Raw genomic sequence first — 17359 nt, 5'->3', positions numbered from 1 at the left:
AAAGCAACTACGGCAACAGGCCCCGCCGCTTACAAAAGCGGCGGGGCCTGTTGCCTTGAGAGCCGCTTAGGCCCGGCGCAGGGCTCCCTCCACCGCCGCGAGCAGCGAGTTGAACCGCTTGTTGGCGGGGAGGTCATCAAGGTAGACGGGTTTGCCGTCCGGCCCCCCCAGGGGCACCTGCCAGTTGGGGTACAGGGCTTCTGTGGTTCCGGGCTGGTTCTGGACCCTCCGCTCCCCCACCGCATCCACCAGGGCCACGCCGAGCAGGACCGACGGCGCCTGGGCCAGCAGCAGGTGCAGCGCCTCGATGGTGTGCTCCTCGGACGGCTGCCCCTCCACGCCGCCGGCGGCACCCTCGGAGAGGTACCCGCGCTCGCGCAGCAGGGCGAACATCTTCTCCAAAGACGCGTTGTGCTCCGCGCGCTCCTCCTGCTCGGACCGTTCCAGCAGCCCCAGCCGGCTCCGGAGCCCCACATGGTCCCCGGCAAGGTAGCCGGCGGTGGGTGGCAGGTCGTGGGTGTTGACGCTGGCGAGCGCCTGCGTGCGGTACTTTTCGGGCGCAAGGGGCGAATCGCCGTCGTACTCAAACCACAGGATGGACGTGCCCAGGATCCCCCGGGCCGCAAGGTAGTCACGCACCCAGGGCTCGAAAGTGCCCAGGTCCTCCCCGATCACCACGGCACCGGCGCGGTGCGCCTCGAGCGCGAGGATGCCGATCAGGGCCTCGTGGTCGTAGCGGACGTAGGCGCCATCCCCCGGAGCGTTCCCCATGGGGATCCACCACAGCCGGAAGAGTCCCAGGATGTGGTCCACGCGGATGCCGCCGGCATGCCTGAGCACGTTGGCCAGCATGTTGCGGAACGGTTCATATCCGGCCTCGGCCAGGCGTGCGGGGTGCCATGGGGGCTGGCCCCAGTCCTGCCCCTGCTGGTTGTACATGTCAGGAGGTGCGCCCACGCTGGTGTTCGGGGTCAGCACGCCGCGCAGCGTCCAGGCGTCGGCACTGCTGTGGTCCACGCCTACTGCAAGGTCGTGCACCACGCCCAGCCGCATCCCCGACCGGAGCGCGGCCCTCTGGGCGTTCTCGAGCTGCTCGTCGCAGATCCACTGCAGCCAGCGGTGGAACCCGATCCGGTCCGCCAGCTTCTCCCGGAGGGCTTCGGCTTCCGGTGTTCCGATGGCGCACTCCGGGTCTGTCCAAAGGGGGTCGTCCGGCGCCAGGTCCTCGCGGATGGCTGACCAGAGCGCGAAGTCCTCCAGGCCGCGGCCGGAGCTGCGGCAGAACTCATCGAAGGCGGCCTGCCGGGCCGGTGAACGGCGCGTGTGATAAAGCATTTCCAGCGCCTGCAGCTTGGCCGCGTACACGGCATTGCGGTCGAGGCGGGTGCCTTCCCGGTTCAGCCCTGCCACTTCCTCGTGCAGCTTTTCCAGCGCCGCACGTTTCCGCGGCCGGAGGTATGCCAGCTCGGGAATGGCCTCGATGCGGATGTACAGCGGATTGAAGAACCGGCGGGTGGACGGCGAGTAGGGCGACGGCTGGACCGGCGGTACCGGCTCGGCCGCGTGCAGCGGGTTGACCAGCACGTAGTCGGCGCCGCGCGCACCACTGATCGCGGCCAGGTCCGCCAGGTCCGCAAAGTCGCCGATGCCCCACGACCGCTTTGAGCGGACCGAATACAGCTGCGTGGCCAGCCCCCAGCCGCGGCGTTCCTCCAGCGGCTTTGCCGTGGCCAGCCGCGCAGGGGTTACCACCAGGGCGGCGCTGGCCGTAGCGCCCTCCGACTCGACGTGCAGCGTGTGCCAGCCCAAGGGCAGGTCCTGGGGAAGCGCGAAGGTGGCACGTCCCGTGGAGACGCCGTCCACCTCCCGGGGCTGGACCCAGACATCCTGCTGGACCGCTTCGCGCTGTTCGGTTCCAGCTTCCAAGGTGACGGTCAGGCGCGCGGTGGCGCCGTCGCGCACGTGGACCGGCACTTGGGCCGGTTCGCCCTGCTTAATGACGACGGCGGGCGGCAGCATCCGCCGCCACGGCGCCAGTTCGGCTTCGGCCAGGGCAGCCTCAATGTGACTGTTGGTGTGTGCCTCAACACCGAGGGCTGCCAGCACCTTGACCAGCGTCTCCTGGGCAACGGAATGCGGCAGCCCATCCCAGCCCTGGAAGGACGTACCCACACCATGCGCGTCGGCCAGCTGCTGCAGCAGGTGCGGATCGACTGGCCCGGCCGCAGCGGCGGGAGGGCCTGCTGGGATCGCTGGGCCTGGTGCGTGCTGCTGGTCTGAAGCCGTCATGGGTGTCCGCCTCGTCTGTGATGGTCCCGGAACTTACAGTGCTGTTGTACCGGGCGCTGACACCCCCGTGCACAACCGTTGGTTCAGATTATTGCAGGGCGGCGCGGAGGCGAAACCGGGACGGCATCCAGGCGGATCAGGACGGGTTCCGGAGGTGGACGTTACGGATCGAAGTGCGTGGTCACGGCTCCGTCGCTGACCCGGCCGATGACTCCCGCTGCCAGGTCCCGCAGCTTCTGGTTCCGGTGGCTGGACGCCTTGGTGAGCAGGGCCATGGCTTCATCCTGGCTGCACCGGTTCTGGGCCATGATCACCCCGCACGCCAGGTCGATCGTGGTGCGGTTGGCCATTGCGGCCCTCAGGTCGTCCGCCAGGTTCTGGGCGTCGGCGATCCGCAGTGCCAGCCTCAATGCGCGGCCCGCGAGGTCAGCAAACCCCTCAGCCCTGCGAACGACTTCGTCAGCGAACACGTCCGGTTCCGAAGCGAAAAAATTCAACGCGGCGGACTGGTGCCCGTCCAGGGCAAGCGGGACGCCCAGGACGCTGCGGCAGCCGTTCTCGGCCAGCAACTTCTGGTACTTGGGCCAGCGGGTATCGGTCTCCACATTGGAAAGGATGACGGGCGTCATGGCCTCCAGCGCCGCAATGCACGGACCTTCACCCAGGACCTGCTCCAGCTTGTCCAGGACAACGGCGCGTTCACTGCTGCCCGCAATGGTGGCACTGCGTTTGCGGCGCTGGAGGGTCACGCCGCACTCGACGAACACGCCCGCGTCCTCGCTGACGGCGGAGGCTGCAACAGAGGACAGCTCAGTCAGGAAATCAGCAACATTGCCGCTGCCCATGATGATGTCATGCAACTGGACGAACTGGTCGTCACTATTGGAGGAGCCCATCCCTCAATATAGGCGCTATGGAGTGCCGCGTGCGCGCCACAAAACGTCATTTGCGGGGCGCCGGTTACTCCGTACGACGAAAAGAGAAGGACTAAGGCGGGAATCTGTGGCGGCCTGCCGAATCTGTGTAGCCTCGTGACGATCCAAGGCACGGCAACTGAATGGAGGAGGCCGCAGATGAGCCTGAGCGAACTGCGGGTGTTCGGACGGTCGGGAACCCCCATCAGTCCCCTCACCCTTGGCACCATGAACTTCGGCGAGGGGAACGGCAGCTCCCAGGGCGCCCCCACCGGCGCGGACGAGAGCATCCGGATCATCCATGAAGCCCTGGACGCCGGCATCACCGCAATCGACACCGCTGATGTCTACTCCCAGGGTGAGTCCGAACAGGTGGTGGGCCGGGCCCTCCGCGGCCGCCGGGACGATGTCTTCCTGGCCACCAAGTTCCACGGCCAGATGAGCCCCAACCCGGCGCACTCCGGGAACTCGCGGCGCTGGATCACCCAGGCCGTGGAGGGCAGCCTCCGGCGCCTGCAGACGGACCGCATCGACCTGTACCAGGCGCACCGGCCGGACTACAACACCGACGTCCTGGAGACCATCACCACCCTCAACGACCTGATCCGCCAGGGCAAGATCCTGTATTACGGGACCTCGGTGTTCACGCCGGCCCAGCTGGTGGAGGCCCAGTGGCTGGCCACCACAAACCATCTGATCCCGCCGCTGGGCAACCAGGTTCCGTACTCCATGCTGGTCCGCGGCAACGAGCGGGACGTCCTGCCCATCGCCCAGCAGTATGGCCTGGGCGTGCTTGCCTACGGCCCACTGGCGGGCGGTTGGCTGTCCGGCAGCTTCGTCCTCGAATCGGGCAAGCCGCCCACCCGGGTCCACACACTGTCCGGCCGGTACGACATCTCCGGGCCATCCAGCGAGCGGAAGCTGCTGGCCGCGGACTCGCTGGCCCGGCTGGCGGACAAGCTGGAAATGTCCCTGGTGGACCTGGCCGTGGGGTTTGCCCTGACCCATCCCGCCATCAGCAGCGTGATCATCGGCCCGCGCAGCGAGGAACACCTCCGGGCGTACCTGCGCGCGGCGGATGTCCAGCTTGGCGAGACCGTACTGGATGCCATCGACGACCTGGTGCCGCCGGGAACCAACTTTGTGGAGCGGGACGCGGGCGCAATCGTGCCGTCCATCGAGTTCGCGGAATTACGACGCCGGTAGGCGGCTTCCAGCCCGGACCCCGGACTATTGACTAACCGGTTGAAGGCTCCTACGGTCGATACCGATACCGCCGCCCAAGGAAGCCGGGGCCTGCCATGCCAATGTCCGATGAGGAGCGACGCCTGCTCAAGGAGCTGGAACTGGGGCTGATCGCGGACGATCCCCACCTGGCCATGGAACTGCTGTCCGGCTATCCGGCACGCCGTCTCCCCGCAGGCCTGTTCCCGGGCATGGCGGCGGCACTGATTGGTGTGGTGCTCATTATCGCGGGGGCCGGGCTGCCGGCTCCCGGTGCGGTGGTGCTAGGGATTCTGTTGCTGGGGCTGGGCGCCTGCCTGCTGCTCGGTCCCACGGTGCTGGCCCGGAGCGGCGGCCGGCAGACCACCGGCTGATGGCCGTGGTGGTGCACCTGCGCGGCCCCCGGGTGCCGCAGCAGTTTGCCGCCGCGGCGCCAGGATGAACATGCTTGCCAGGACGACGGCGGCGCCAAGCCAGGCAAGTGCTGGGAGCCGTTCTCCCACCACGAGCACGGCCAGGACGGCGGCCACCACGGTTTCGAGCAGCGAGATGCCGGTGGCCGTGCTCGCCCCTACCCGGGCCAGGCCCCACCCGAACAGCAGGTACCCGGCAAACATGGGGACCGCCGCCATGTAGGCGCCGACGCTGACGCTGGTCCAGGACTCCAGCAGCGGGCGTCCCGTTGCGGCAAGGACAGGCACCAGGAGGAGCCCGCCGAGTCCGAAAACGGCGCCCATGGCCGCCCGTGAAGAGACCCCGTCACCGGTCAGCCGGTGTGCCGCCCAGGAGTACAGAGCATAAGTAGTTCCGGCCAGCAGCCCCAGCAGGATTCCCGCCGTCGGCGCCAAGGAAGTCAAAGTCAAGGAAGTCGAGTTCCAGGAATCAGCCCCGGCGCCAGCAGCCCCGTGTGCGGGTGCTGCCGGCGAGTGCCCGGCAAGGGACAGCAGGGCTGCGCCGCCAATTCCCAGCAGCGCCCCGAGAATCCAGCGTCGGCTCAGCGGCTTCCCGTCCGCGAAACGTTCGATCAGGGCGGCCGCTACCGGAGCTGAACCGATGGAAACCACCGTACCCACGGCCACTCCGGAGAGGCGCATGGAACTGTAGAAGGCCAGGGGGTAGACAGCAACCGCCACGGCACCGAGGGATACCAGGCGCCATCGCGCAAGCAGGCTGCCCGACTGAACGGCAATGTGCCGTGCGGCGTACAGTGCCTGCATCAGTCCGCCCAGCCCCATTGCCACCGCGCCGATGGCCAGTGGGCTCACGGCGGGCGCGAAGGTGGCCGCTGTTCCGGTGGTTCCCCAGAGGATGGATGCCGCCACTATGGAGAGCGCTCCCCAGGGCTGGGCCTGCTGATGGTTTGGCTTGTTGTTCACAGGTCGTCCAGCAGTTGCCCGGCGATGGCCCGGGCTTGCCGCAGCGGCACGTCGCCGCCCTCCAGGCCTGCCCTGGCCATGGCACCTTCGAGGAGGAAGGCCAAGTGGGCGGCAACGGCAGGCGCCTGCCCCTCCCTCCCGGGCAACAGTGCCGTGACGTGCCGGGCCAGGAGTTCCTGCACTTCCTCCTTGTGGAGCCGCACTGCAGTCCGCCCGGGGTCCCCTGCGGGCAGTTCAGCCGCCGCGTTGAGCAGCCCGCAGCCGCGGAATCCGTGCTGGTAGGCGGCATTTGCGTGGTCCAGGTAGGCGTCGAAGACCGCCAGTGCCTGCTCCGACGGGGTCCCGGCCTTTTCCAGCCGCGTCCGGTAAAGGCCGAGCCACTCCTCACGCCGTGCTTCCAGGTAGGCGGCCACGAGGTCCGCTTTGGACGTGAAGTTGTTGTAGAGGCTTTTTTTGGCAACGCCCGCCTCGGCAGTGATGGTGTCGATCCCCGTGGCGGCCACCCCCTGGGCATAGAAAAGGCGCGCTGCCGCTTCAAGCAGCAGCACCCGGGCGGGGCGGCGGCTGGTCGCCGAAGCGCGTGACACAGGCATGGGGCTCCTTGCGGTGGTAGTAGGTAGGCCAGTCTACCTACTACCACCACAAGGGCGGAACACCCGTTTGTGAATCAGGCGGTGCGGACCGCCTTAGCGGACACGGCCTGGAGCTCCGTGGCCAGCCGTTCCACCAGGAGTTCCGGGGGCTCGGTGATATCGGCCAGGAGGTGGGCCTCGTCCTCGTCCAGTTCCTCCAAGGCTGCGAACTGGGATTCCAGCAGGGTCCGCGGCATGAACTCGTGGGCGCGGGCTTCCATCCGCGCGCCAATGGTGCCCGCGCTTCCGGTCAGGTGGATGAAGACAACATCCGGCGCTGCGCTGCGCAGCAGGTCCCGGTAGCGGCGCTTCAACGCTGAGCAGGCGACGATAGGCGGGACTGTTGTGACGCCGTCGGCCTTTCCTGCGAGCAGCTCCCCCAGCGTGCCAAGCCAGGGCTCCCTGTCAACGTCCGTGAGCGGTTTGCCGGCGCCCATTTTCTGCTTGTTGGCGGCCGGATGGAAATCGTCGCCATCGAAGAATGGCATGTCCAGACGCAGGCCCAGCAGGGAGCCCATGGTGGATTTCCCCGAGCCGGACACGCCCATCACCACCAGGGGCGGCAACGGGGCGTTCACCGTTCCTCCCCGTTCCCGTCGAAGCTGAGGAGGACTTTGCCGGAACTGGTGGAGTCCTTGGCCACCTCGAAGGCGTGCAGGGCGTCCTCCACGGGGTATTGGTGGGTGATGACGGGGTCGATGTGCAGTGACCCGTCGGCAAGCGCCGCGATGACCTCGTCGATTTCGTCGTTGAAGCGGAAGGAGCCCTTGAGGTCCAGTTCGCGGGTGATGGCCAGCGAGATGGGTAGCGGCTGCATGCCGGTGGGCAGCAGCCCCACCATTACCACGGTCCCGCCCCGCACCGCGCCGCGGATGGCGGAGGCCAGTCCGTGGTGGTTGCCGGAGGATTCGATCACCACGTCCGCCTCCACGGCGGCGATCGCTTCCGTGTCTGCGGCGTTGATGACCTGGTCCGCGCCGACGGCCTTGGCGATCTCCAGCGGCTTGGGATGGAGGTCCACAGCGGTGATGTGCGCTGCACCGGCGCGTTTGAGGACCGCGACAGCGAGGGCACCGATGGGGCCGGACCCGATCACCAGCGCGGTCTTCCCTGCCACGTCCCCGGCGCGGGAGACCGCGTGCCAGGCCACGGACGCGGGTTCGACCAGGGCGGCCGTGCGCAGGTCGATGCCCTCGGGCAGGGCCCGCAGCATCCGGACGGGCAGGTTCACGTACCGGCTGAAGGCGCCGTCGGTATGCGGGTAGCGGGCGGCACTGCCCAGGTAGGTGCAGCCGGGTGAGAGGTTGGGCCGGTCCGCGGGGTACCTGGCCGCGCCGGGTCCCGGGGTGGCGGGGTGGACGGCGACGGCGGTTCCGGGCTGCGGTCCCTGGCCGTTGGCGGCGGCGCGGACCACCACGCCGGAGATTTCGTGGCCCAGGACCAGGGGTGCCTTCAGGATGGATTCCCCGGCCGCGCCGTGCAGCCAGTAATGCAGGTCCGAGCCGCAGATGCCGCCGTACAAGACCTCGACGACGGCCTGGTCATCCGCCGGCAGGGCCAGCGGGACCTCATCGATCCGGAGGTCCCCGGCGGCGTGGGCCACCACGGCCGGCCCGGAGGCGGGCAGCGTGTTGGGGCCTGGCTGGACGGGTGTGTTCGCGGGCATCAGACCACCACCGTCATTCCGCCGTCGATGAAAATGGTCTGGCCGTTCACGAAGTCCGACCCGTCCGAGGCCAGCCAGACCACGGGCCCGGCCAGGTCCTTCGGCGTGCCCCAGCGGTGGGCCGGGGTGCGGCCCAGGATCCAGGTATTGAACTGTTCGTCGTCCACCAGGTTCTGCGTCATCTCGGTGTGGATATACCCCGGCGCGATCCCGTTGACCTGCAGGCCGGAAGCGGCCCACTCGGCCGTCATGGCCCGGGTGAGGTTCCGCAGCCCGCCCTTGGCGGCAACATACGGGGCGATAGTGGGGCGGGCCAGGTCCGTCTGCACCGAGCAGATGTTGATGATCTTGCCCCGGCCGCGCGGAATCATGTGCCGGGCCGCCTCCCGCCCCACCAGGAACGCACTGGTCAGGTCCGTGGAAATGACCCGCTCCCAATCCGCCACCTCAAGGTCCAGCATCGGCACCCGGTGCTGGATCCCGGCGTTGTTCACCAGAATCTCCAACGGACCCACGTGCTCTTCGATCCACGCGATGCTGCGGGCTGCCGCCTCGCCGTCGGTGACGTCAAACGCGATGCTGGCGATGCGGCCGGCCGGGAAGTCGGCGGCGAGCGCGGCTTCGGCTTCCTTGAGCCGCTCCGGGTTGATGCCATTCAGCACAACCGTGGCACCGGCGTCGGCCAGTGCCCGGGCGAGTGACGAGCCGATGCCGCGGCTGGAGCCGGTGACCAATGCGACGCGGCCGGTGAGGTCAAACAGTGAGCTCATGCGAACGGTCCCTGCTGCACCAGGTTGACCGGGGTTTCGCCGACGGCGAGGGCCTCAAGCTGCCGTTTCAGGAGTTTCAGGATCCGTGGTTCGAACGCTGAGGCGTTGCCGCCAACGTGGGGGGTGATGAGGGCGTTCTCCGACGACCAGAGCGGGTGGCCGGCGGGCAGCGGTTCGGGGTCGACAACGTCGATGGCGCAGTGCAGGCGGCCGGACACCACTTCAGCCGTTAGGGCGTCGGTGTCGATCACGGCGCCGCGGCCGACGTTGACCACCAGGGCGCCGTCCGGCAGGGCGGCCAGGACCTTGGCTCCCACCAGGTGGTGGGTCGCCTCGGTGAGGGGAAGGACGGAGACCAGGATGTCGTGGCCGGCGGCGAGCGCCACGAGTTCATCCGGACCATGGACCTGGCCGTCCGCATCGGTCCGTGCGGCGCTTCCCACCCGGGTCAGTGTGACTTCGAAGGGCTCCAGGCGGCGGGCCAGCTCCTTCCCGATTCCGCCGATGCCCAGCAGCAGGACCTTCCGGTCGGCCAGCGACTGGCGGCGTTGCGGGTTCCAGCGTTCGGCCTGTTGATCGCGGGCGGCCTGGTCGATGCCGCGGAGCTTGGCGAGGATGAGGCCAACGGCCAGCTCCGCGGTGGCAGCTGCATGGACGCCCGAGGCGTTTGCCACGGCGGCGGCCGGACCCGCTGCCTCGCGGACGCCGTCGAACCCTGTTGACTGAGTTTGCACGAACTTCAGGTCCGGGACCTTGCCAAGGTTCGCCAGGACCGCGCCGGCATTGAGGTACGGCAGGATGACCCCGTCGATGCTTCCGTGGGCCTCGTCAGGGGCCCCCTGCATGTCCCACACCACTCCCGTCAGTCCCTCCGGGAGCGGGGACAAATCGGCCAGGAGCTGGGGTTCGGGGAAACTGACGGTTTGCACGTGCTGCATCGTTGAAGGCCTATCGGTTGGTGGGAAGGTGCTGCGGGCGGATCGTTATGCGTCGCGGCGGTCGAAGGTCAGTCCGCCGGGGACCTGGAAGGTGGGCATGAGCTCGAGCATGCCCACATTCACGTGGCGCGGGGTTTCAATGGCGTAATCAAGGGCATTGACGATGTCGTCGGTGGTGAGCGACTCGTAGCCCTCGTAGTAGGTCTGCCAGGCTTCTTCCATGGCCTCGGGGCTGCCGCCCAGGTTGCGGCCGAAGATTTCGGTCTCCACCCGGCCGGGGCAGATTTCGGTGACGCGGATGCGCTTGCCGACCGTGTCGTTGCGCAACTGCCGGGAGATCTGGTGCACGGCGGCCTTGGTGGCGTGGTACGCGGTGTGGCCGTAGAAGTTGTAGAGCCCGGCGATCGAACTGATGTTGACCACGTGGCCCAGGTCCCGCTCCACCATGCCGGGCAGCACCAGCCGGGTGAGCTGCAGCAGGCCGCGGAGGTTGACGTCGATGAGTTCGTCGATGTCCTGCTCGGAGGAGTCCAGGATGTTGCCGGTCCGGGAGACCCCGGCGCAGTTCACCAGGACGTCCACCTTGAGGTCGCGGACGACGCCGGCCAGGGCGGCGGTGTCGGTCAGGTCCACCACATGCGGGACTGCTCCCGTGCGGTCGGCCAGTTCGGCGAGGCGTTCCTCGTTGCGGGCCACCGCGTGCACGGTCAATCCGCGCTTGGCGAGACGTTCGGCGATGGCCGCGCCCATGCCGGTGGACGCTCCGGTGACGAGGGCTGTGGTGTAGTCGGAAAAAGGCACAGGGACTCCAATAAGTGGTAAATGGCGGGGCTCTTAGGTCCGGCGATGGGCTGGGCGTAGTGGTTGGCAGGGGGTTAGGGATCGCGTAGCGGTTTGTGGGTGCGGTCCCGGGCGGTGGGACGGGCATTCATGATGTTCAGGCTCCTGACGCCGGGCTGAGTTCGTGCCAGCGCTGGCCGGCGCCGACCCCCAGGAGTCCGAAGACTGTGTTCACGGTGTTCCGGAGTCTGTCCAGCTCCAGGCAGGCTGTGCGGTGCATGGCTGTTGCTTCAGCCACGGTTGTCTTTCTGAAGGTGACGGTGTGTCCGGGCCTGGACTGTGCCAGGACATCCAGGGAGCGGCTTGTGACGACCCCCATGACCGGATAGCCCGCCGTAACGCCGCGTCCCCGGTGCAGGACCAGCAGTTCGTCCCGGGACGGAACCTCGATGGCCCCCACCGGGACACCGCGGGAGAGGACCTCGGAGGTGAGTTGGCGTTCGGGAAGTGCGCCGCCGAGCCGGAGTCCGATGTGGTTGCTTCGGGGGCTCACGGTGTACTGCGTGGTGAAAAGCAGGTCTGCGGTGTCGCCGAATTCGGCTACGTCCGGCCCGTCGGTGACGTCGATGACCGGGTGGGTGGTGAATTCCGGCTTTGCCAGCCCCAGCCGGAACAGGGGCAAGCCGAAGTATGGCTGAGTGAGGGGCGCGGTGGTCTTTTGCGTTGCAAGCCGGGTGCCCTCAACAAGTTTCAGTCCGAAGCCCACGACCGTGTCCGGTGCGCAACTGCCCAGCAGCGTGGGGACAGTGAAGGATCCGCGGACGGCGATGTAGGCCCGGAGACCGGTGCGGATTCCGCGGACCGTCACTGTTTCGCCGGCCCGTACGGAGACGGGCTCCCACTGGGGGCAGTCGCGGCCGCCCACCGAGAGGTCCAGCGGCGCGCCGGTCACGGCGATCAGCAGGTCCGTGGTGGCGCGCATCCTGAAGTCCAGGGCGGTTAGTTCCAGCAGCGGATCGTTGTCCCCGTTGCCGGCCAGGATGTTCGCGGCCTTGGCCGAAAACTGGTCCAGGGCGCCGTTGACGGGAAGTCCGAATGCAGGACCCTTCGTCCGGCCAAGATCGGTGACGACGGAGTGTCCGGGCTGAAGGACGACAAGTGACCCGGTCATGGCCGGGCCTCCAGGAACTGCCCCTCATACTTTCCGAAGTCCTCCGCGGGAATGCGGTAGAAGCGCAGTTCATCGCCGGGGACGTAGGGCACCAGGGGTTCGCGTGCTGCGTCCAGGACCGTCAGGGGGGTCTGGCCGATGACGCACCATCCTCCTGGTGCGACGGCGGGCGCGATCACGGCTTGGCGTCCGGCCACGGATACTGCACCGGCGGGTACGGACAGCCGCGGGTCCTTGAGCCTGGGGACGGGGACCGGGAAGTCTGGTCCGTCCATCATGGGCGAGCCTGCCGGCGCTCCGAGGCAGCGGATGACGTAGGTCTTGGCCGTGTGCCGGGCGATAACGTGCTGGACATCCAGGCCCTGGTGTTCTGCCACGCTTTCCAGGTCCGGCCCGTAGCTGCCCCCGTACACGACCGGCACCTCGAAGCGGCGCGGCTCGCGCAGGGTGGTGCCAACAAAGTCCAGCTGGCGCATCCCCAGGAGGATGAACGCCCTGACCTGGCGGGCGGAGGTGAGGTAGGGGTCGAATTCGACCAGGACGGAGTCGTAGGTGGGAACGGCGCCATGGATGCCTTCGACGCCGGCGGTCGCCAGCCAGCCGGCCAGGGAGTGGACCGTGGCCCAGTTGGCTTCTGCGTCACCGGCCTGTGCCACCACACGCAGGGCGGCGTCGCCTGACTCGTAGATGTCCAGCGTTGTCCGGCTGGTTGTCGTTGGGGCGGCCATGGTCAGGAAACCTTTTGCTTTGCGGCGAGCACTTGTGCCAACGGGGCAATGGTGACGCCTGCGGCGATCAGTTCGCTGCGAACCAGGCGGGCAAGTTCGACGGCGCCCGGATTGTCGCCGTGGAGCAGCACCGTGTCGGCATGGATGGCGATGTCGCTGCCGGAGACTGTTTCGATGAGTCCTTCGGTCACCATCCGCACAGTGCGCCGGACAATGACGGAAGGGTCGTGGATCACGGCGCCGGGCCGGCTGCGCGGCACCAGAGTACCGTCATCCTGGTAGGCGCGGTCCGCGATGCCAACGATGGCCACCCGCAGGCCGCGCTCCGCCGCCGCAGTGGCGAGTTCACCGTCCTGCGCCAGGATGATCAGCTTCGGGTCCACCCGGGCGGCGGCATCTGCTACGGCTCGGGCGTAGTCCGCGCGGGTGGCCACCAGGTTGCCCAGGCGGCCGTGGGGAGCCAGGTGGGAGACGGTACCGCCGTGGTAGGCGGCAAACGCCGACAGGGCACCCAGCTGGTAGAGCACATCGTTGCGGACTTCGTCAGCCGTGAGGTCCATGGCCCGGCGGCCGAAGCCGCGAAGATCCGGGAAGCTCGGGTGGGCGCCGATGCCGACTCCCGTCCTGACACATTCAGCCACGGTGGCGTCCATGATGTCAGGGTCCCCCGCGTGGAAGCCGCAGGCGATGTTGGCGCTGGAGACGATTTCCAGGAGGGCGTTGTCGTCGCCGATCGAGTAGGCGCCAAAACCTTCACCAAGATCCGCTACGAGATCAACTGTGGGCATTGCGGGCCTTCCTCTGCTGGTGCTGCGGGTGTAAATCAGTGTGGCATCGGGATTGGAGCCACACAAAGACGAATGCGGTATCACGCTATAGGGAACAGTTATGACCTTTAGGGGCGCTATTGGCGACCCCGAAAAATTCAAGCGGCCCTTATTTCGTAACAACAAGACTGGCTTTTCCAACAAATTTTTTCCTGCTTATGCACAAAACATATGCCGGCATCAAAACCGGCGATGGCTTGGGCCGGGATAGAATGATCTGGTCATTGGAAAAGTCATCTGCAATTAACCTATGCCCGAGACTCGGATCACACAAAGACGTATTGCCTGTCCCGCCATAGCGCCAACGTATGACCCCGCAGGCTGTGCCGTCCCCGGCTGGAAAAGAGGAGCGCTATGGACACCCGGAAGCTGGCGTACTTCGTGAAGATCGTCGACTCAGGAAGCATCACCAAGGCGGCCGCCGCCCTCCACGTCGCCCAGCCGGCGCTGAGCCAGCAGGTGTCGGCCCTGGAAACGGAGCTGAAGCAGCGGCTCCTGATCCGGAGCAAGCAGGGCGTGGAGCCCACGGCGGCCGGCCATACCCTCTACCGGCACGCCCAAACCATCCTGCGCCAAGTGGAGCAGGCAAGGATCGATGTGGCAGCTTCAGGAGCGGCACCTTCCGGGCGCGTCTCCATAGCAATCGCTCCCTACAGCATGGCCTCAAGCCTTACCCCGCGGATTATCCGCGAAGTAGGGCGGCGCTACCCCGACATCGTGCTGCACCTGACCGAGATATACGGCGGCGTACTCAGCGAGGCCATCAAGAACGGGCGGCTGGACATGGCCCTCATCTATGAACCGGGGCCCATCCGGGGTGTGCAATTCACCACCCTCATCGTCGAGGACCTGTACCTGGTGGTCAACGCCGCGCGGGAGCTTCCGGTGGATCCCGGGGCCGGCACCATCGCCCTGGAAGCGGCGGCCACGCTGGGCCTGTTCCTGCCCGAACGGATCCACACCCTCCGCCAGGTGGTGGAGGCGGGCTTCGACAGCAAGGGCCTCACGCTGCACCTGGTGGGGGAAGTGGAATCGGTGCCGTCCCTGACCAGGCTGCTGCGCAGCGACCTGGGTGCGACCATCCTGCCAAAGTCGGCCGCGGATGCCCTGTTCCATGAGGAGGACTTCCGGGTCCTGCGGATCACCGGGCCTGCACTCCAGTGCAAGATCGCGCTGTGCACTCCGGACCACGAACCGCTCTCTGAGGCCGGTTCCGCCGTTCTGCTGGTGCTGAAGGAAATGCTCCAGGAAATGCTGCGCAGCAAATACCAGCCGCTTTCCAGCGGAACACCCTCAGCTGGCGCGGGCGCATCATAAGCGGCCCTTATCAGGTCACGCTCCATAAGTCTTATCCATGGAATTTGCTGCGTCCTAGGATAAAAGCCATAAAGGTTCGCCAACGGCGTTTACCCGGCACAAATGATTCCCTTGGAGCCCAGCATGAAAAAGATCACCAGCCTGCAATACCGGAAATCCTCGGAACGAAGGATCCAGCTTAAGGCCAGCACCGGTTCGCATTGCCCCACCAATGGTTTCTGGCGGGCCGAGGACGGCGCTGCCTCGGATCCGGTGTTTGTCTTCGAGGGCAGCATGATGCCGCCGGGCAAGCGGGGATCCACCATGTGGTACCTGGACGACTCCCAGGTGGGGCCGCCTGCGTACCTTCTTCCCGGGATCAACTGAGGTGGCTTGAACCACCGCCCCGCCGGCGGCCAACAGAAGGCCCGGAGTTCCAGAAGGAACTCCGGGCCTCTGTGGTTTAACCCCATCGGTGTGAGCTACAGCGCGGGCTCCAATTCGGCGTCTTCCACCAGCAGCCCCTTTGCCTTCAGGACCTCGGTCAGCTTGCACAACTCGATGGTGGTGCCACCCTCCTTGTAGCGGCGGATGAGGTCGTCCTCAGCGTCCACGCGTGCCTGCGACAGCCTGATGACTTCCTCGATCTCATCCTTGCGGACCACCACCACACCGTCGGCATCACCCAGCAGGACATCGCCCGGGTAGACAATTTCGCCGCCGAACACCAGGGGATGGTTGATCGGGCCAATGGTTTCCTTGACGGTCCCCTTGATGCAGACACTGCCGGAGAACACCGGCAATCCGAGTTCAATCAGGTCCTTGGTGTCGCGGACGCCTGAATCCGTAACCATACCCGCCAGGCCTTTCGCCTTCATGGCGTTGCCCAGCACATCGCCGAATGTCCCGGCTTCCTCGTACTCACCGGCTGCCACCAGGACAACGTCGCCCTGCTTGGCGTAGTGAATGGCCACCTGAAGCATCAGGTTGTCCCGCGGTGCACAGACCACGGTAACGGCCGGGCCGCAGAAGGACATGCTGCGGTCAATCGGCTTGATCTTCGAACTCAACGCACCTTTGCGGCCCTGGGCTTCATGCACTGTGGCAGAGGAGAACTTGGAGAGCCGCTGAACGGCATCTTCGGAAGGGCGGTCGAATTTTGTTTTGACATGGATCATGAGGTGCTCCTGTTTTGTAGAAAGCGTGGGCAAAGCAGTGATTGGGTCAGGCCAGCGCCCTGACGGCCTTTTCGATGGCAGCGATGGAATCCTCGATCACCGGCAGGCCGGTGGCATAGGAAATCCGGAAGTAGGGGCTTAGTCCGTACGCCGAACCCTGGATGACGGCAACGGACGCCGCTTCCAGGAGATACAACGTGAAGTCCTCGTCGTTGCTGATCCGCCTGCCGTCGGGTGTCGTCTTGCCGATGACCCCGGCGCAGTTGACGTACGCGTAAAAGGCGCCTTCCGGCGTCGCGCACTGCAGGCCATTGACCGCGTTAAGCCCGGCGACTGCCGCATCACGCCGTTCGCGGTACACCTCCACGCTTTCGCGGACGAACGCATGGTCTCCCGTGAGTGCCGCGGCGGCAGCCGCCTGGCTGATCGAGGACGGGCAGGAGGACATTTGGGACTGCAGCTTGTTAATGGCAGCCACCAGGGGCGCCGGGCCGCCGGCGTAACCCAGCCGCCATCCGGTCATCGCGTAGGCCTTGGAGACCCCGTTGGTGACCAGCACGCGGTCCTTAAGCTCAGGGGCAACGGCCACGAGACCCGTTATGGGCTCTTCGCCGAAGTGGATCTCGTCGTAGATCTCATCGGTGAGGACATAGACGTCAGGGTGGTCCTTGAGGACGGCGGCCAGGCCTGCCAGTTCTTGGCGGGAGTAGACCGCTCCGGTGGGGTTGGAGGGCGTGTTGAGGATGACCCACTTGGTGTGCTCCGTCAGTGCGCCTGCCAGTGCCTCGGGGGTTAGTTTGAAACCGGTGTCCTCACCACAGGAAACGATGACGGGGGTGCCTTCGTTGGCGAGCACCATGTCCGGGTAGGAGACCCAGTACGGCGCTGGAATGACAACTTCGTCGCCCGGATCGAGGGTGGCCATGAACGCGGTGAAGATGACCTGCTTGCCGCCTCCCCCGATGGTGATTTCGCCGGCGGTGTACTGCTGCCCTGTTTTGCGGTGCAGCGTCTGCAGGATGGCCTTTTGCAGTTCCGGCGTCCCGGTGACCGATGTGTACTTGGTTTCACCACGGTCGATGGCCGCGACGGCAGCGTCCTTGATGTGCTGGGGCGTGTCGAAGTCCGGCTCGCCGACCGTCAGGTCCAGGATCCGGCGGCCCTCGGCCTTGAGCTCCCGGACACGGGCCGCCGCGGCAACGCTGGGTGAGGATTTGATACGGGTTACGCGTGATGCGGGCACGAATTCAGGCATGGTGTCTTCCAGGCTTCCGGTACGGATGGGGGTGGTTCATTTGAGCCTAGGGAAGGAGCCGCCCCCTTGGATAAGACCTAAAGTGCGTGGACAGATAAGCAGCCCTTATGACGGAGCACCTAGAACTTTCGCCTATTGCTCCAAGTACTTTCGGTATTGCCCTGCCGGTTTGACCGGGGCGTAACCTGCAGGGTGGATAACGGGCCCAATGAAGGCACACCGCCGGCCCCCGCGACGCCTCCACGTCCGACGGGCTGCACCGCAGGAGGTTTATGCCTGCCGGCGGGAAGCCGCGCGGGCAGGCGAACACCAACG

18 protein-coding genes are annotated in these 17359 nt (G+C 66.6%); 4 read left to right on the top strand and 14 right to left on the bottom strand.

Annotated features, from left to right (window positions below):
• Nucleotides 1-66: 66 nt before the first annotated feature.
• Nucleotides 67-2289: a 4-alpha-glucanotransferase gene (malQ, locus tag LDO86_RS01910; protein WP_043425676.1), complete on the bottom strand. Its 2223-nt coding sequence runs from the start codon at nt 2287-2289 to the stop codon at nt 67-69.
• A 161-nt stretch (nt 2290-2450) separates the two neighbouring features.
• Nucleotides 2451-3185 (bottom strand): GAF and ANTAR domain-containing protein, encoded by a 735-nt coding sequence (locus LDO86_RS01905; protein WP_018772085.1) that lies wholly within the window; start codon nt 3183-3185, stop codon nt 2451-2453.
• Between the two features lie 177 nt (nt 3186-3362).
• On the opposite strand from LDO86_RS01905, the gene LDO86_RS01900 reads away from it, so the two are divergent.
• Together LDO86_RS01900 and LDO86_RS01895 are read left to right on the top strand one after the other, a co-directional pair.
• A complete protein-coding gene (locus tag LDO86_RS01900) occupies nt 3363-4409 on the top strand; it encodes an aldo/keto reductase (RefSeq protein WP_018772086.1) in 1047 nt (348 codons plus the stop codon).
• 95 nt (nt 4410-4504) lie between these two features.
• A complete protein-coding gene (locus LDO86_RS01895) occupies nt 4505-4801 on the top strand; it encodes a DUF3040 domain-containing protein (protein ID WP_224084219.1) in 297 nt (98 codons plus the stop codon).
• Here the strand turns inward: LDO86_RS01895 and LDO86_RS01890 are convergent.
• From LDO86_RS01890 to LDO86_RS01845, 10 genes are all read right to left on the bottom strand, one after another.
• Nucleotides 4712-5803 (bottom strand): DMT family transporter, encoded by a 1092-nt coding sequence (locus LDO86_RS01890; RefSeq protein WP_018772087.1) that lies wholly within the window; start codon nt 5801-5803, stop codon nt 4712-4714. The genes LDO86_RS01895 and LDO86_RS01890 overlap by 90 nt on opposite strands.
• Nucleotides 5800-6396 (bottom strand): TetR/AcrR family transcriptional regulator, encoded by a 597-nt coding sequence (locus LDO86_RS01885; protein WP_018772088.1) that lies wholly within the window; start codon nt 6394-6396, stop codon nt 5800-5802. Before LDO86_RS01885 ends, LDO86_RS01890 begins: the two co-directional genes overlap by 4 nt.
• A gap of 74 nt (nt 6397-6470) precedes the next feature.
• On the bottom strand, nt 6471-7013 hold the full coding sequence (locus tag LDO86_RS01880) for a gluconokinase (protein ID WP_018772089.1): 543 nt from the start codon (nt 7011-7013) through the stop codon (nt 6471-6473).
• Nucleotides 7010-8101 (bottom strand): L-idonate 5-dehydrogenase, encoded by a 1092-nt coding sequence (locus tag LDO86_RS01875; RefSeq protein WP_018772090.1) that lies wholly within the window; start codon nt 8099-8101, stop codon nt 7010-7012. Before LDO86_RS01875 ends, LDO86_RS01880 begins: the two co-directional genes overlap by 4 nt.
• The gene (locus LDO86_RS01870) at nt 8101-8871 is read right to left on the bottom strand and encodes an SDR family oxidoreductase (RefSeq protein WP_018772091.1); all 771 of its coding nucleotides are present in this window, start codon (nt 8869-8871) and stop codon (nt 8101-8103) included. Before LDO86_RS01870 ends, LDO86_RS01875 begins: the two co-directional genes overlap by 1 nt.
• Complete coding sequence (locus LDO86_RS01865) at nt 8868-9809, bottom strand: 2-hydroxyacid dehydrogenase (RefSeq protein ID WP_018772092.1); 942 nt, start codon at nt 9807-9809, stop codon at nt 8868-8870. The genes LDO86_RS01870 and LDO86_RS01865 overlap by 4 nt, the downstream gene beginning before the upstream one ends.
• A gap of 45 nt (nt 9810-9854) precedes the next feature.
• On the bottom strand, nt 9855-10610 hold the full coding sequence (locus tag LDO86_RS01860) for an SDR family oxidoreductase (protein ID WP_018763292.1): 756 nt from the start codon (nt 10608-10610) through the stop codon (nt 9855-9857).
• Nucleotides 10611-10746: 136 nt separating this feature from the next.
• Nucleotides 10747-11760 carry a biotin-dependent carboxyltransferase family protein gene (locus LDO86_RS01855; protein WP_018772093.1) on the bottom strand — a complete coding sequence of 338 codons (1014 nt, stop codon included), beginning with the start codon at nt 11758-11760 and terminating at the stop codon, nt 10747-10749.
• The gene (locus LDO86_RS01850; RefSeq protein WP_018772094.1) at nt 11757-12488 is read right to left on the bottom strand and encodes a carboxyltransferase domain-containing protein; all 732 of its coding nucleotides are present in this window, start codon (nt 12486-12488) and stop codon (nt 11757-11759) included. Before LDO86_RS01850 ends, LDO86_RS01855 begins: the two co-directional genes overlap by 4 nt.
• Before the next feature lie 2 nt (nt 12489-12490).
• Nucleotides 12491-13276, bottom strand: a complete 786-nt coding sequence (locus LDO86_RS01845) for a 5-oxoprolinase subunit PxpA (protein ID WP_018772095.1) — start codon at nt 13274-13276, stop codon at nt 12491-12493.
• Between the two features lie 393 nt (nt 13277-13669).
• Here LDO86_RS01845 and nac point away from each other — a divergent pair, with 393 nt between their 5' ends.
• Together nac and LDO86_RS01835 are read left to right on the top strand one after the other, a co-directional pair.
• Nucleotides 13670-14632 carry a nitrogen assimilation transcriptional regulator NAC gene (gene nac / locus LDO86_RS01840; RefSeq protein ID WP_018772096.1) on the top strand — a complete coding sequence of 321 codons (963 nt, stop codon included), beginning with the start codon at nt 13670-13672 and terminating at the stop codon, nt 14630-14632.
• Nucleotides 14633-14755: 123 nt separating this feature from the next.
• Nucleotides 14756-14998, top strand: a complete 243-nt coding sequence (locus LDO86_RS01835) for a hypothetical protein (RefSeq protein ID WP_026266203.1) — start codon at nt 14756-14758, stop codon at nt 14996-14998.
• A 95-nt stretch (nt 14999-15093) separates the two neighbouring features.
• Here the strand turns inward: LDO86_RS01835 and LDO86_RS01830 are convergent, their stop codons facing one another.
• Nucleotides 15094-15789, bottom strand: coding sequence for a 4-carboxy-4-hydroxy-2-oxoadipate aldolase/oxaloacetate decarboxylase (locus LDO86_RS01830; protein ID WP_018772098.1), 696 nt, complete (start codon nt 15787-15789; stop codon nt 15094-15096).
• Between the two features lie 46 nt (nt 15790-15835).
• The gene (locus LDO86_RS01825) at nt 15836-17044 is read right to left on the bottom strand and encodes an aspartate transaminase (protein ID WP_018772099.1); all 1209 of its coding nucleotides are present in this window, start codon (nt 17042-17044) and stop codon (nt 15836-15838) included.
• Between the last annotated feature and the right edge of the window lie 315 nt (nt 17045-17359).

Origin of the sequence: Arthrobacter sp. StoSoilB19, from assembly GCF_019977275.1 — a bacterium.
Taxonomy (GTDB): Bacteria; Actinomycetota; Actinomycetes; order Actinomycetales; family Micrococcaceae; genus Arthrobacter.
This window is presented reverse-complemented; position numbering and strand designations above follow the sequence as displayed.

What these genes read in the sequence shown, in the direction of transcription:
- malQ (WP_043425676.1), bottom strand. Translation starts at nt 2,289, where the DNA reads ATGACGGCTTCAGACCAGCAGCACGCACCAGGCCCAGCGATCCCAGCA.
- LDO86_RS01905 (WP_018772085.1), bottom strand. Translation starts at nt 3,185, where the DNA reads ATGGGCTCCTCCAATAGTGACGACCAGTTCGTCCAGTTGCATGACATC.
- LDO86_RS01900 (WP_018772086.1), top strand. Translation starts at nt 3,363, where the DNA reads ATGAGCCTGAGCGAACTGCGGGTGTTCGGACGGTCGGGAACCCCCATC.
- LDO86_RS01895 (WP_224084219.1), top strand. Translation starts at nt 4,505, where the DNA reads ATGCCAATGTCCGATGAGGAGCGACGCCTGCTCAAGGAGCTGGAACTG.
- LDO86_RS01885 (WP_018772088.1), bottom strand. Translation starts at nt 6,396, where the DNA reads ATGCCTGTGTCACGCGCTTCGGCGACCAGCCGCCGCCCCGCCCGGGTG.
- LDO86_RS01875 (WP_018772090.1), bottom strand. Translation starts at nt 8,101, where the DNA reads ATGCCCGCGAACACACCCGTCCAGCCAGGCCCCAACACGCTGCCCGCC.
- LDO86_RS01870 (WP_018772091.1), bottom strand. Translation starts at nt 8,871, where the DNA reads ATGAGCTCACTGTTTGACCTCACCGGCCGCGTCGCATTGGTCACCGGC.
- LDO86_RS01865 (WP_018772092.1), bottom strand. Translation starts at nt 9,809, where the DNA reads ATGCAGCACGTGCAAACCGTCAGTTTCCCCGAACCCCAGCTCCTGGCC.
- LDO86_RS01855 (WP_018772093.1), bottom strand. Translation starts at nt 11,760, where the DNA reads ATGACCGGGTCACTTGTCGTCCTTCAGCCCGGACACTCCGTCGTCACC.
- LDO86_RS01850 (WP_018772094.1), bottom strand. Translation starts at nt 12,488, where the DNA reads ATGGCCGCCCCAACGACAACCAGCCGGACAACGCTGGACATCTACGAG.
- LDO86_RS01845 (WP_018772095.1), bottom strand. Translation starts at nt 13,276, where the DNA reads ATGCCCACAGTTGATCTCGTAGCGGATCTTGGTGAAGGTTTTGGCGCC.
- nac (WP_018772096.1), top strand. Translation starts at nt 13,670, where the DNA reads ATGGACACCCGGAAGCTGGCGTACTTCGTGAAGATCGTCGACTCAGGA.
- LDO86_RS01835 (WP_026266203.1), top strand. Translation starts at nt 14,756, where the DNA reads ATGAAAAAGATCACCAGCCTGCAATACCGGAAATCCTCGGAACGAAGG.
- LDO86_RS01830 (WP_018772098.1), bottom strand. Translation starts at nt 15,789, where the DNA reads ATGATCCATGTCAAAACAAAATTCGACCGCCCTTCCGAAGATGCCGTT.
- LDO86_RS01825 (WP_018772099.1), bottom strand. Translation starts at nt 17,044, where the DNA reads ATGCCTGAATTCGTGCCCGCATCACGCGTAACCCGTATCAAATCCTCA.